Source organism: Cohnella cellulosilytica (assembly GCF_042431195.1).
GTDB lineage: Bacteria > Bacillota > Bacilli > Paenibacillales > Paenibacillaceae > Cohnella > Cohnella cellulosilytica.
The window spans coordinates 51,508-64,514 of record NZ_JBHMDN010000010.1; the positions used below are offsets into that span (position 1 = coordinate 51,508).

The following is a 13,007-nucleotide window of genomic DNA, read 5'->3' on the forward strand; positions in this document are numbered from 1 at the left end:
AGCAAGCTATCCGAAAGCGGCCAATCAAAATAAGTAACTGATCAACCGCTTTTCGGAATCGTTCGGACTTACACTCCGCGAGTACGAATTACCCCGCATCCTCCAATACCCGCTTACCCCAGCGTACCCACAGACGCTCCAGCACCTGCCAGACGCCGATTGCGACCAGCCCGATGATCAAGCCGAGGCCCAGGCCGAGCAGCACGCGAATGAACGACAGCAGCAGCGGCGTATGAATATGCGCGAACGTATCCACCATCGACAGCTGCGCGATCGTGCCCAGCACCAGCAGCACCATGCCCCACCGATAGCGAAGCGCCACGAAAATGCCGGCGAAGAACAACGGATGCCCCAGCAAAAATTCCTTCGTCCGCGGACGGACTCCGAACGCATTCTCCATCAGCGAGCGGAACTTCAGCTCGATTCCCGTCACCTGGCCGCTGTTGCCCGTTCTGGACAGGTAATAGAGCCCCGCCGCGGCGATAATCCCGATGCCCACGATCCACAGAACCGTCAAAGGCATGGACAGAATCTTCCTGGCGTTGCCGACAACCGTATTGCCGGAGCCGTACAAGAAGACGTACAGCGCGACCAGCGCAATCGGCAGCAAGTGCAAAATGCTGACGCCGCGGAACTGCTGCAGCACCAAGCTGTACGAGATATGGTTGAGCAGCGCCACGACGAGCGGCACGGCGGCCAGAGACAGAATCGTCGTCCGGACGAACAGCAGCAGCGCGCCGCCCAGCCTGTGAAGCGGCGACATCGCCGGCTCGCCGGAGCTGTCCCGCAAAGTCCGGATTCGCTTGACGAGCAGCACGACGGCCGCCGTCGGAGCGGCGATCGCCGCGAACAACGCCAGCGCCTGCACCATCAGCGTCGGGCTCAGCACGTACAGCCCCGCTCCTCCGATCGCTCCCACGACCAGGGACAGCAGCCGCAGCGACGGCAGGAACAGACCGATCGTCAGCGCCACCAGCGCAATCGCGCCCAGCATCGCGATTCCCCGCAGCACTTTTTCCACCGGGGCGTGCTCGACCTGGAACGCCTTCGGAGAGCCGATCTCGAAGCCGAAGTCGCGCAGCTGCTGGACGACGCCAACGCTGACCGTGTTTCCGTCCTCGTCCTTTTCGCCCTTCAGCACATCTGCGATATTTTGCAGCGGATGCGTCACTTGCCCTTTTGTCGCATCGCGTACGGTAGTTGCGTTCAAATACAGGAAACGAATATTGCGGTCCTTCACGGCCAGCACGAGCCGATCCTCCAGCACCGGCTTCTTGACGGCCGACATCTCCGCCTCGCTGACGGAATGCGCCCGAATCGCGTTGTAGCGCAGCAGATTGGCCAGCTTGGACATGCCCTTCTGCGGGATGCGCAAGTTTTCGAAGATCGCCACTCCGATGCCGTGCTCCTTCAGCTCGCCGGCAAAACGCGTGATCCCCTTATTCTTCTTGTCGTCGTCCGCATAACCCGTCACCGCCTCGCCGTCGAATACGACGCGGTCGATTCCGAGCTGTTGGTACGAATCCAGCCATTTCGCCACTTCCGTCTGATCGAACGGATCGAACCGGTCCGAAAGCCGCGGAAACACGAGAAACCCCGCATCCCGGAGCGATTGGATCGCGATCGGGTTCGGCTGCATCGGACGCAGCAGCGCATCGTCGTAGCCCATGCCAAGGCGCAAGCCCCCATGGCCCCCGAACGACCAGCTCGCCACTTCCGCCCCATGATGCCGGAACGCCCACTCGATAATCGGACGCAGCGTCGCTTCGCTTTCCGGATGATTGAATATCACGTAAGTGCCGTTGTCCTCCGGAGGAGAGACGCGGCCTTCGAGCAGCGCGGCTTGCGTAGCGTTGTACACGTTCACTTCGCCCGCCCAGCCCAGCTCCTCCAGTGTGCTCTCGAACACGACCATGCCGTTCACTCCGGCATCCTTCAGCAGCTCAATCTGCTCCTGTACGAAACGCCGCGGATCGACCTGCGTATTCGACACCTGCAGCAAGTCCCGGTAATCCATTACGATCGCGACTTGGTCCGCCGACGTCTCCGTCTGCTCCCTCGCGTAGACGACCGGCAAAGCCGCCACGACGCCGAGCAGCACGACCCACCAGAGCCATTTCGCCATTTTTGCGTTCCACGTATTCAGCCACTGAGGCACAACAGTCACTCCTTTAATCCTGCGAATCCACGCGAGCCATCACGACCGCCACAAGCTTCTCCAGCGAAGCGGAAGCCTCGTCCAACCCTTGACCGCGCACGGCAAAATAAACCTTGATTTTCGGCTCCGTTCCCGAAGGACGCAAGCAGAACCACGAATTGTCGTCCAGCAGGAACTTCAGCACGTTTTCGGCCGGAAGCCCGTCCAGCCCTTTGGAGTAGTCCAGCACCTTCGACACGCGCACGCCCGCGATTTCCTGCGGCGGAGCCTCGCGCCAGTCGTTCATGATCGCGCCGATTTTCTCCACGCCGTCCTTGCCCTTGAGCGTACGGGATTCAAGCTTCTCCAGATACGTTCCGTACCGGGCGTACAGCTCGAGCAGCACGTCGTACAGCGTTTTGCCTTGAGACTTGTAATAAGCGGCCGCTTCGCAGATGAGCAGGGAAGCGACGACCGCGTCCTTGTCCCGCGCATACGTTCCCGTCAAATACCCATAGCTTTCCTCATAACCGAAAAGAAACTCATGAGAGCCGTCCTTCTCGAACTTCGTCATCAGCTCTCCGATATACTTGAAGCCCGTCAACGTGCTGAACACTTTACAGCCATAGGAAGCGGCGATGTCCGCCCCCATCTCGCTCGTTACGATCGTTTTGACGACCGCGCCGTTCTCGGGCAGCTTGCCCTGAGCTTGCAAATTGGACAATACATAATGGACCATCAGAGCGCCCGATTGGTTGCCCGTCAGCACGACGAATTCGCCTTTGTCGTTCTTCACGACCGCGCCCATCCGGTCGCAGTCCGGGTCCGTGCCGATAATCAGGTCGGCTCCGACCTCGCCTGCCAGCTTGATCGCCAGCGTGAACGCTTCCTGCTCCTCCGGGTTCGGAGACTTGACCGTCGGGAACATGCCGTCCGGCCGCTCCTGCTCGCTCACGACGCTCACCTTCGTGAAGCCCGCCTGTCCCAGCACGCGTTGGATCGGCACATTGCCGGCCCCGTGCAGCGGCGTAAACACGATGCCCAGCTCCGCTCCGGCTCCGCCGCGGATCAGCTCCGGCTGCACGACCTGCGCCGCCACCGCGTCCACGAAGCGCTGATCGGCGTCCTCGCCAAGCCAGACGATCAGCCCTTGCGCCTCCGCCTCTTCGCGCGACAATCTCTTGACCTGATCGAAGGAAGAGATCGCGCGAATTTCCTGGATGACCTGCTCGGCCTGGTCCGGAACAAGCTGGCCGCCATCCGCTCCGTATACTTTATAACCGTTATATTCCGGCGGGTTATGGCTCGCCGTTACGACCACGCCCCCCGTAGCGCCGAGATCGCGAACCGCGAACGACAGCTGCGGAGTCGGACGCAAGGACGGGAACAAATAAGTTCGAATGCCGTTGGCCGCCAGTACGCATGCCGCCTCCAACGAGAAGACGTCGGAGTTGCCGCGGGAATCGTGCGCGATGACGACCGAAGGAGACGAAGCCTGGCCGCGCAGGAAATTCGCGAAGCCCTGCGTCGCCTTGCCGATGACGTAGCGGTTCATCCGGTTCGTGCCGGCTCCCATGACGCCTCGCAGCCCCCCCGTTCCGAACTCCAGCTCCCGGTAGAAGCGGTCCTCGATCTCGGCGGTTTGTCCGGCGATGCCTCGGAGCTCCTCCTTCGTTCTCTCATCTATGTTGACGTCGCTTAACCATCCTTCGTATACTTCCTGCGGATTAACTGCTGACATCATTTCACTCCCTTTCTTTTCGGCGGTCGATTAACCTTTCGACGGGTCGGACAGCGCGAACATCAATTCGCCCTCGGCCACGACCTTGTCGCCCACGCGGGCGACGCCCCGGCCTTTGCCGATCGGCCCCTTGAGGCGCGTCACTTCCAGCTCGAGCGTCAGCGTGTCGCCGGGCTTGACCTGCTCGCGGAAGCGGAAGCCGTCGATACCGGCGAAGAAGCCGAGCTTGCCCCGGTTTTCCTCCAGCGCCAGCATCGCTACCGTGCCCACCTGGGCCAGCGCCTCGACGATCAGCACCCCCGGCATCACCGGATACCCCGGAAAATGCCCGACGAAATACGGCTCGTTCATCGTCACGTTTTTAAGCCCGACCGCCCGTTTGCCCGGTTCAAGCTCCAGAATGCGGTCCACGAGCAGAAACGGCGGACGATGCGGAATCAATTCCTGAATTTGTACAATATCGAGCATAAGTTATTCCTCCCGTGAAGTGAGTCGGCCGCGCATAAGCCGGAAGCGCGCGGCGAATAATACAGGTATTCCTCGGACGAGCTGCAGCAGCCGAGGTTGATATAAGGCACCTGCCGCCGCCCGGCCTGTCGGAGCGGCGGCAGGCTCTTATTGCTCCCTATTAACCCTTTACCCTCGAGAAACCTCGTTTAACTTTTTAAATTTCATGAAGTAGATGAACGAAGCCAGGAAGGACAGGACGATCCCGGCCCACAGCACGGGCACGCCTCCTGGCAACTCCAGGAACAGCAGCGTGATCGCCAGATAGTAGATGATCGTCGTCGCCTTGCCTACCCCGTTGGCCGGCACCGTCTTGAATCCGCGGAAATAAAAAATAGCCGAGCCGACGATCATCCCCAATTCCCGGAAAGCCATCGCGACGAAAGCGCCCAGAGGAAGCACGCTCTTGATCAGCAGGGCGAGAATAACGGACAGCATCGTCAGCTTATCGGCAAGGGGGTCCAGCATGCTGCCCGTGACGGTAACTTGTCCGCTCCGCCGGGCGATGTAGCCGTCTAGAAAATCGGTAAACCCGGCCAGCAGCAGCGTGAGCAGCGCGGCGATCGTATGGTCTTTGAAATACAGCACCAAAAACACGGGAATCAGCACGAAGCGGGACATCGTCAGCAGATTTGGCACGTTCATTCCCGCGTTCCCCCCGTTTTTCTCAAGTTCCCCATCATTATAACGCTCACCTCGACAAATGAAAACTCCCCGAGCAGGAGCCGGGGAGTCGCGGTCCCGGTTGCAAGGCGCCGTCGCGCGCTAAGCGCCCTCCGCGAACACGAGATCATACATATGCTTCCATGTCTTCATATCGAATACCTCCGCCATGGGCTTGTCCCCCAGCACGGAAAATCCGATCGCGAGTCCTACGATTAACGCTGCCACGCATAGAACGGGAATAATCAATAATTTAACGCTCATCCAAACGACCCGGGCGATCACCTTGCCGAAGGAAGGTTTGCTCTTGCCGTTCGGACGGGAAGATGCTTTCATGAAAATTTCGTCTCCTTCGACGAGCAACGGCGCGGATAGAGAACCTGTTCCGTTCCGCTTCGCGTTAACCGCGCAGGCTGTTGGCCATCCCCATCATCTGTTCGCTGGAGGACAGCGCCCTGGCGCTTAATTGATACGCGCGTTGCACCATCATCAAATCGCTCATTTCGTCCGCCATGTTCACGTTGGACTGCTCTACGAAGCCTTGGCGAACCGCTATGCCGGCCGCGCCCGCGTCGGCAAGCTCCCGAACGGCGCTGTTGGGATCTATGCCGGCCGGAACGCCGTACAGATTATCCGCAAGCGTCTGCAGCAGCTCGGCATTATTCACCTCGACCAGCTTAAGCCGTCCCAGGTCGATGGTCTCGATGCCGTCGCCGGCCACGCCTGTCAGCGTGCCGTCTTCCGCGATCCGCAGCTCGTAGCTGTTCGGGACGCGAACCGGCTCGTCGCCGACTCCGATGACCTGCTGGCCGGTATTCGTAACCAGCACCCGATTGTCGGCTCCGTCGGGAAGCAGCTGGAACGGGCCGTGCCGCGTGAACGCGCGCGCGCCGTCAACCGTGCGGACCTCGAACAAGCCGTTGCCTTCGATCGCCAGATCCGTCATAATGCCGGTCTCTTGAAGCTGGCCTTGGGTCATATCCGTATGGATCGAGATCAACCGGGTTCCCCAGCCGCCGACAAGCCCGAGCGGCGTCTTTCGTCCCGGCTGATCGAAGTCGTTCAACTGCTTGTTGACGCTCGTCAAAATATCCTCGAACTCGGCCGTCTTGCGCTTATAACCAACCGTATTCACGTTGGCGAAGTTATCGGCGAGCATGTCCAGCTTCTGCTGAAGCGCGCCCATGGAGACGGAAGCGGTAATCATGGAACCGTTCATTTAATATCCCCCTCTTACACTCTGCCTATATCGTTGACGGCCTTGTCCAGGCTGCGATCGTAAGTCTGGATAACCTTCTGATTCGCCTCGTACGCTCTGAGGGCGGCCATTAGATCGATAGCGGCCTGGGTCGTATCCACGTTGGAGCGCTCCAGGAAGCCTTGATGCACCTCGACCCTGTCCCCGGCCTCGATCTGCCGGATTCCACCGGCCTCGCCCGCGTAGCGGAAACGTCCGTCTCCTTCGCGAACGAGCAGGTTCGGGTTGTCCACGCGCATGATGCGAAGCTGCGGAGCTCCGGGCAGCGGTTCTCTCGTCTCGCTGACGACCAGTTGGCCGTTCGCCGTTACGGCAATCTCCTCCCACGGCCGATCGACGACGATCGGCAGTCCGTCCGCGCCCGCGACCGGGTATCCGTCGGCCGTCACAAGCGTGCCGTCCGGCGCGGTCTTGAAGCTGCCGTCCCGCGTATAGCGTTCCTGACCCGCCACGTCCACGGCAAAGAAGGCTTGCGGCTGGTACGTGACCTGGCCGTTCTCGTCCACGAACTTGCCGGAGGCGTCGAAGGCGATCCCGTCCACGAAAATATCCGATGAGAGCGCCAGATCCTGGCTGCGGTAGGTTTCCTTAAAATCGCCCTGCATCATGCTGAGCAGGTTCTCCTCCGAGAACACGCCGGTGCTGAGCTTGCCGATCTTGCCCTCCGACGGGTTCGGTCCGCCCATCGCATAGACGAGCGTCTCGGGAAACGTCCGGTTGACCGCGTTGCCGCTCTTAAAGCCCACCGTATTGATATTCGCGATATTGTTCGTGATCACGTCGTGCCGCCGCTGCTGGGCGATCATTCCGGATGCGGCGGTATACAGCCCTCTTAGCATGAAGCCTGTCCTCCTTGCATGAGCTTGGTCTCGAATGGTTCAAGCTTATCCCAGCTTGCGAGTCATCTTGTCCAGATGATCGAGCATAATTCCCGTGCCTTTAACGACGCAGTGCTTCGGATCCTCCGCGATCAGCACCGGAACCTTGATCTCGTCGGCGAGCAGCGCGTCGAGCCCGTCGAGCAGCGCTCCGCCTCCGGTCAGAATGACGCCCCGGTCGATAATGTCTGCGGACAGCTCCGGCGGCGTGCGCTCCAGGACGGACTTCGCGGAAGCGATGATCGACATGATCGGCTCCCACAGCGCTTCCCGCACTTCGTCCGAATGAATCGTGACCGTGAGCGGCAGGCCGGTCACCATGTCCCGGCCCCGAATATCGATCTCCTCCCGGCGTCCGCCCAAATAGACGGTGCCGATCTTGATCTTGATATCCTCGCTCGTCCGCTCGCCGATCAATAATTTATATTTGTTCTTTATGTATCTCATGATCGCGGCGTCGAACTTGTCCCCCGCGACTTTAAGAGAAGAGGCGGTTACGACGTCGCCCATGGATATAACGGCGACATCCGTCGTACCTCCGCCTATGTCGACTACCATATTGCCGCTGGGCTGGAAAATATCCATCCCGGCTCCGATCGCGGCCGCTTTCGCTTCGTCTTCAAGGAACACGTCCTTGGCGCCGCTTCTCTCCGCAGCCTCTCGAATCGCCTTCTGCTCCACCGACGTAATGTTCGTGGGGGCGCAGATAAGAATCCGGGGTCTGCTGTACCAGCTCTTGCCTCCGACGCGCTGGATAAAAGCCTTCAGCATCATATCCGTCACTTCGAAGTCGGCAATCACGCCGTCCCTGAGCGGACGGGTAACGATAATATTGCCCGGCGTACGTCCAACCATCCGATGGGCCTCTTCGCCCACCGCCAGCACTTTGCGAGAATCGCTTTCAATCGCAACTACGGAAGGCTCGTCGAGCACGACTCCCCTGCCTTTTACATGAATGGATACGTTCGCCGTACCCAGATCGATGCCGATATCTTTGCTAAACATGCGTCTATTATCCCTCGCCAAAATGGAGTGTCTGATCTTGTAATAGTATAATATTCGATGCATGCGCGGCAAATCCTTCTTTTCCAGCGATCTGGAGAGGAGAAAATTCGACAGCTTTCCCGAATCGTCTCCGCCAAGCGGCTTTAACGCCCATCCGAACGCCGCGAGCGCCTGGACCCGCTCGACATTCGTCGGCCGGTCAGGCTTTGCCGGCTGTCATAACCTCCCGTTTCTTGACCGTAGTCTTCTTGTACTTGATTTTCGTGGCCTCTCCTCCTCTAAGATGTCGGATCGACTTATGGTACTCAAGAATGTGTTTGACCTGGTCGGCCAGATCCGGATTGATCTCCGGCAGCCGTTCCGTCAGGTCTTTATGCACCGTGCTCTTGGAGACGCCGAATTCCTTGGCGATCGTACGAACCGTATTGCGCGTCTCCACGATGCAGCGGCCAATCTTGATCGTGCGTTCCTTGATATAATCGTGCACGCTCCCGCCTCCCTGCTGAAATAGATTGGTACAGTATATGAGGGGCGCGGTCACTTATTCTAGATTGCCAAGCCTGACAAGCTAGGAAAGTCCCTTTTTTGACGGAAAACTTGGGACTGACGCCTTTCGGGGTGCATCTTAAGCCCTATAAAAAAAGAGCTGCCCCATAAGTCATTAATGGACAACCACTGAAACAATCGACTTATAATTTTGGGGGATATATCTCCTTCCGCTGCTGATTCGGTCATGAAATTTGGATTTGATTAACCCGTGACAGGGTAATTTCATGACCGTATGAGGCAGGCGCTTCGCTCTACAGGAGATATATCCCCCAACTTGTTATCGATCATTTTGTTGCCCTGACTTATGGGACAGCCCTTAATTTCCAGCTTGCTAGGTCAGTCGGCCTTGCCGACGATCACAACGTTCATATGGGATTGCAATTCCATTGTGTACGGAACGATAACGTCGGTTCCGTCCGCTTCGCGGAATATCTGAACGAGCGGCCGTTGGATCGGGCGGTTCGCCGTCTCCATGACCGTCGCCAATTGCCCGCTGCTCAGCTTGATCCTCGTCGACACCGGATAGATCACGACGTGGTTCAGGAACGAGCGGGTCAGCTCCCAGTCGAAATCGTAGTTGCCCGCCGCCGACAAATATTCAATCGCCTCCGACGGCGCATAGGCATTCCGATGATGGCGGGGAGAGCCGAGAGCGTTATAGACGTCCGCGATCGCGACGATCTGGGCGTACTCCGGAATTTTGTCGTTGGTCATGCCGAGCGGATAACCCGAGCCCCGATAGCGCTCGTGGTGCAGCAGGGCGCACTGTGCGGCCAGCGGCGGCACCTCCTTCATCGCTTTCAGCACCCGGTAGCCTTCGCTCGTATGCTGGCGCAAAATCTCCAGCTCCGGTCCGTTCAATTTCCGGTTCACCTTCGTGAGATCAACGGGCAGCCTCGTCATGCCGACATCGCAGAACATCGCTCCGAGCGCCAGCTCGTACATCTGCGACTTGTCCAGTCCGCGCGACGCTCCCATAATGCTCGAGCACAGCGTGACGTTCAAGGCATGCTCGAACAGCATTCGATCCGTCTGCAGCATCACCCCGAGCTCCTCGGCGAGCGCCTGCTGGCGGGAGATGTCCATGACCAGGTCGCGGAACGTCTGGCGGAAATTCGCTTCCGGGAACGGGAGGACGAGCTGCTCCAGGAGCGCCTCCCGGCTCGCGAACTCGGCGATCAGCTTCCCCGCTTCCTTGCGGGGCTTGTCGTCGTTCTTCATCGCCGCGATGTCGGGCCGTTCCCAAGCCATCGCGGCCCCTCCGCGCCCTTTTCTTTCGAACTTGTCGTCGGAATGGCCGCTCCGGCTGGCCAGATGCACGTATTGGATTCTGAGAGTCTTTAATCTCTGAATATAGTGCTCCGTGAGAATGGTGCCCGCCTCCAGCATCACAATGCCTTTTTGGTTCAGCACCGCCTTCTCCAGCACGTCCCCGGGCTTCAGTTCCGCGGTTCCCACGATCCTCATCCCTGTCCTCCCTTTCGCACGATCGGATCTAGTCGTCTCGCTATTGCAAAATTATGACATATCCTCCCGTTTCCTGTCGAGAAACTTTCTCTTTTTTCCAACTTCCCTGTCCGAAAAACGCAAAAAAACACTATGACCGACCCATTCACATACATGAACTCGCAGAAGTCGCGCCCCCCTACCAACCTACCCTCTTTACGGCCCTGCCCGGCCAATTCGGGCAGCTGTCCACTTTTAGCGGTCTGACAGACCGTTACGCTAGCTCATTCAGGCAGCTGCCCGCTTTTAGCGGTCTGACAGGCCGTTACGCAAGCCCGTTCAGGCAGGTGCCCGCTTTTAGCGGTCTGACAGACCGTTACGCAAGCCCATTCAGGCAGCTGCCCGCTTTTAGCGGTCTGACAGACCGTTACGCTTGCCCATTCAGGCAGCTGCCCGCATTTAACGGTCTGGGCGACCGTTACGCTAGCCCATTCGGACAGTTGCCCGCTTTTAGCGGTCTGTACGTCAATGGGTCGACAGTAGAAAAAAAACAAAGGACCGAAGCAGGCCGACTGGCCGCTCCGATCCTTTGTTTTCCCTGCCGCTTCCCGCTTATTCTTCCGACTTGATCAGCTTGCTCGGGTTGACGGACTCGCCGTTCTCCCGCACCTCGAAGTGAACGTGAACACCCTCGTCCGGCTCAAGCTCGCTTTGGCCCGCCGACGCAATCGCGTCGCCTTGCTCTACTTCGTCGCCAACTTGCACCTTCACATCCGTGAGACTTTGATAGACCGTCACCATGCCGTTCGGGTGCTCGATTTGCACCTCGTAGCCGTTGGTCGGCGTCTGGCCGGCGACTTTGACCGTACCGCTCAGCGCGGCGAGAACCTCGAACGACTCTCCGTCCTTGCGAGCCAGATCGGTCGCCATATGCGGCGTGAACGTGTTCTCGAACACGACCATGGCGGCTTCGCGCTCTTCGGCGGACGCTGCGGCATCGTAGAAAGGCATCAGCGTCGTCATGTCCTCGAACTTCTCTACCGGCCAGCGAAGCGATTCTCCGTTCGCAATGACGGCCGACGCTTCCGGACTTTCCTGTCCGTTCGCGCTTGGGGCGGCTTCACTCTCGACCCCTGCTTGACCGGGGATAGCGGGATCCTGCGGATCCTTGCCCGTGTTCAGCCAGAGAATCGTTACGATAATTGCTGCCGCGGCCATGTACGCTGCAGGAAATACCCAGCGCTTGGAGAGAAACTTCTTCCATCCGGTAGGCCTGACAGCGGGAGACGTGCCTGCAATCGACTTTTGGGATTCATCGATTTTGCGTGGCGTTTTGTTTCCTTCATTCATGATTTTCATCACCTCAGTAAGCCATTGTTACCAGGTGATGAGGTTTTATACCTGAATTTGCTGGAAGATTACAATTTTTATAGCTCTACCTTGCCTATAGTCGATTTTCGGACGCATTCGCAAGCTTAGAAACTTGCTCCAGCCGCGCTCCCTTATAGTAGTGTGCCAGAATTCGCGACGCATTATTCCCTTCCCGCGCCATGCCTTCCGCCCCCCATTGGCTCATGCCTACGCCGTGTCCGTAGCCTCGCACGGTCAGCACCGCCTTGCCTCCGGCAATCTTCCAATCAAAGGCAGCCGAGCGCAGTCCCAGAAGCCGCCGGACCTCCGTCCCGTCGAGGCGCCGGTCCCCCGCCAGCATCGTTTTCACCCTGTGTCCCTCCGTCCGCTCCAGCACCCGCACGCGCTCCGCCGCAGCCGCGTTCCCTCCGGCCGCGACCGTCTCGATCCCCAACCGTTCGTAGAACTCCGACAGCTCCATCTCTATCGTTTCCTCGGCCCTGTCGGAGATCGCCCGGTCCCACGGACTCTCCACGGAACGCAAATAGGGGCGCTTGACCGAAAATACTTCCTCCGAATTTTCCGTATAACCGTTGCTGGTGGAAAAAAAGAGCGCCTCGATCGGCTCGTCCCCGTATACGAGAATTTGCCCCATCGTCGCGGCGGCCGCATCGCGGACTTTCTCCCAGCCGGCTCTATCGTCCGTCTTTAACCGCTTCATCTCCGCGACGGACAGATAGGCTTGGTGCTCCTGCGTATCCGTCACGTCCGCTCCTTGCGCCTCCGGTCCCGTCCGCTCGCCCAGCCGCAGCCTGCGAACCGCGTACGTTCGGGCCGCAACCGCCTGCGCCTCCAGCGCCGCGGGGCGGAACTCCAGCGGCATCTCCGCCGCCACCACGCCCTGAACGTACGTCTCGAGCGGTACCGTCTCTACCTTTCCCGTCTTTGACAAGTATACGGAGATGCGAGGCTGCTCATAGGCAGAAGGCTCGTTCCCTTCGTCCGCTCGCCCTTTGCCGCCTTCCCGGCCGCCCGTTATCTCCGTTTCGTCCGGGTCGCTTTTGCCGGCGGAGATTGAAGGTCGCGCCGTCGAACTCGCCCCTTTTTCCCGGATTGCATCCTCTCGCGGCAGAGCCTGTCCCGCCGCATCTCCCGCCGCTCCGCCGTGCAGCGCCGCCCACAGGCAGAGGGCAATCGCGGCCCCCGCTCCGTACCCTATCCCGATTACCGCCCAGGAGACTCCTCCCCTTTTTCGTCCCAGGACCGGCCAGTCGTATCTCCTTTTTCTCACCTTTCCACCCCGCTTGGTCTCGTCTCGCAACCGGCCGGCTCTACCGCCTCTGTCATAGCCGACCGATGCTTCCAAAATATGCGAGAGTGCGAAAAGGTAGAACAGCGGTTGCCCCGACGTTCTGCCATCTTAATCGAGGGACTGACTACTTTTAACGGTCCGACAGACCGTTACGCAGGCCA

General features: G+C 59.2%; 12 protein-coding genes. All 12 read right to left on the reverse strand.

Annotated features, from left to right (window positions below; genetic code table 11):
* Positions 1 to 88 precede the first annotated feature (88 nt).
* Positions 89 to 2,158 (reverse strand): DUF5693 family protein, encoded by a 2,070-nt coding sequence (locus ACFFT4_RS06345; RefSeq protein ID WP_378046020.1) that lies wholly within the window; start codon positions 2,156 to 2,158, stop codon positions 89 to 91.
* Positions 2,159 to 2,171: 13 nt separating this feature from the next.
* The gene (locus tag ACFFT4_RS06350; RefSeq protein ID WP_378046022.1) at positions 2,172 to 3,878 is read right to left on the reverse strand and encodes a phospho-sugar mutase; all 1,707 of its coding nucleotides are present in this window, start codon (positions 3,876 to 3,878) and stop codon (positions 2,172 to 2,174) included.
* A gap of 30 nt (positions 3,879 to 3,908) precedes the next feature.
* Positions 3,909 to 4,346: a 3-hydroxyacyl-ACP dehydratase FabZ gene (gene fabZ / locus ACFFT4_RS06355; RefSeq protein ID WP_116060684.1), complete on the reverse strand. Its 438-nt coding sequence runs from the start codon at positions 4,344 to 4,346 to the stop codon at positions 3,909 to 3,911.
* Between the two features lie 168 nt (positions 4,347 to 4,514).
* The gene (locus tag ACFFT4_RS06360) at positions 4,515 to 5,030 is read right to left on the reverse strand and encodes a CDP-alcohol phosphatidyltransferase family protein (protein ID WP_378046024.1); all 516 of its coding nucleotides are present in this window, start codon (positions 5,028 to 5,030) and stop codon (positions 4,515 to 4,517) included.
* Between the two features lie 120 nt (positions 5,031 to 5,150).
* Positions 5,151 to 5,384 carry a DNA-directed RNA polymerase subunit beta gene (locus tag ACFFT4_RS06365; RefSeq protein ID WP_378046026.1) on the reverse strand — a complete coding sequence of 78 codons (234 nt, stop codon included), beginning with the start codon at positions 5,382 to 5,384 and terminating at the stop codon, positions 5,151 to 5,153.
* Between the two features lie 64 nt (positions 5,385 to 5,448).
* Positions 5,449 to 6,267 carry a flagellar hook-basal body protein gene (locus tag ACFFT4_RS06370; RefSeq protein ID WP_378046028.1) on the reverse strand — a complete coding sequence of 273 codons (819 nt, stop codon included), beginning with the start codon at positions 6,265 to 6,267 and terminating at the stop codon, positions 5,449 to 5,451.
* A gap of 14 nt (positions 6,268 to 6,281) precedes the next feature.
* A complete protein-coding gene (locus ACFFT4_RS06375; RefSeq protein ID WP_378046029.1) occupies positions 6,282 to 7,145 on the reverse strand; it encodes a flagellar hook-basal body protein in 864 nt (287 codons plus the stop codon).
* 45 nt (positions 7,146 to 7,190) lie between these two features.
* Positions 7,191 to 8,189, reverse strand: coding sequence for a rod shape-determining protein MreB (gene mreB / locus ACFFT4_RS06380; RefSeq protein WP_378046031.1), 999 nt, complete (start codon positions 8,187 to 8,189; stop codon positions 7,191 to 7,193).
* 199 nt (positions 8,190 to 8,388) lie between these two features.
* Positions 8,389 to 8,676, reverse strand: coding sequence for a sporulation transcriptional regulator SpoIIID (gene spoIIID, locus ACFFT4_RS06385; protein ID WP_094047597.1), 288 nt, complete (start codon positions 8,674 to 8,676; stop codon positions 8,389 to 8,391).
* A gap of 398 nt (positions 8,677 to 9,074) precedes the next feature.
* A complete protein-coding gene (locus ACFFT4_RS06390; RefSeq protein WP_378046032.1) occupies positions 9,075 to 10,205 on the reverse strand; it encodes an HD-GYP domain-containing protein in 1,131 nt (376 codons plus the stop codon).
* Between the two features lie 591 nt (positions 10,206 to 10,796).
* Complete coding sequence (locus ACFFT4_RS06395) at positions 10,797 to 11,534, reverse strand: peptidoglycan DD-metalloendopeptidase family protein (protein ID WP_378046033.1); 738 nt, start codon at positions 11,532 to 11,534, stop codon at positions 10,797 to 10,799.
* Between the two features lie 94 nt (positions 11,535 to 11,628).
* The gene (gene spoIID, locus ACFFT4_RS06400) at positions 11,629 to 12,825 is read right to left on the reverse strand and encodes a stage II sporulation protein D (RefSeq protein WP_378046034.1); all 1,197 of its coding nucleotides are present in this window, start codon (positions 12,823 to 12,825) and stop codon (positions 11,629 to 11,631) included.
* Positions 12,826 to 13,007: the final 182 nt, after the last annotated feature.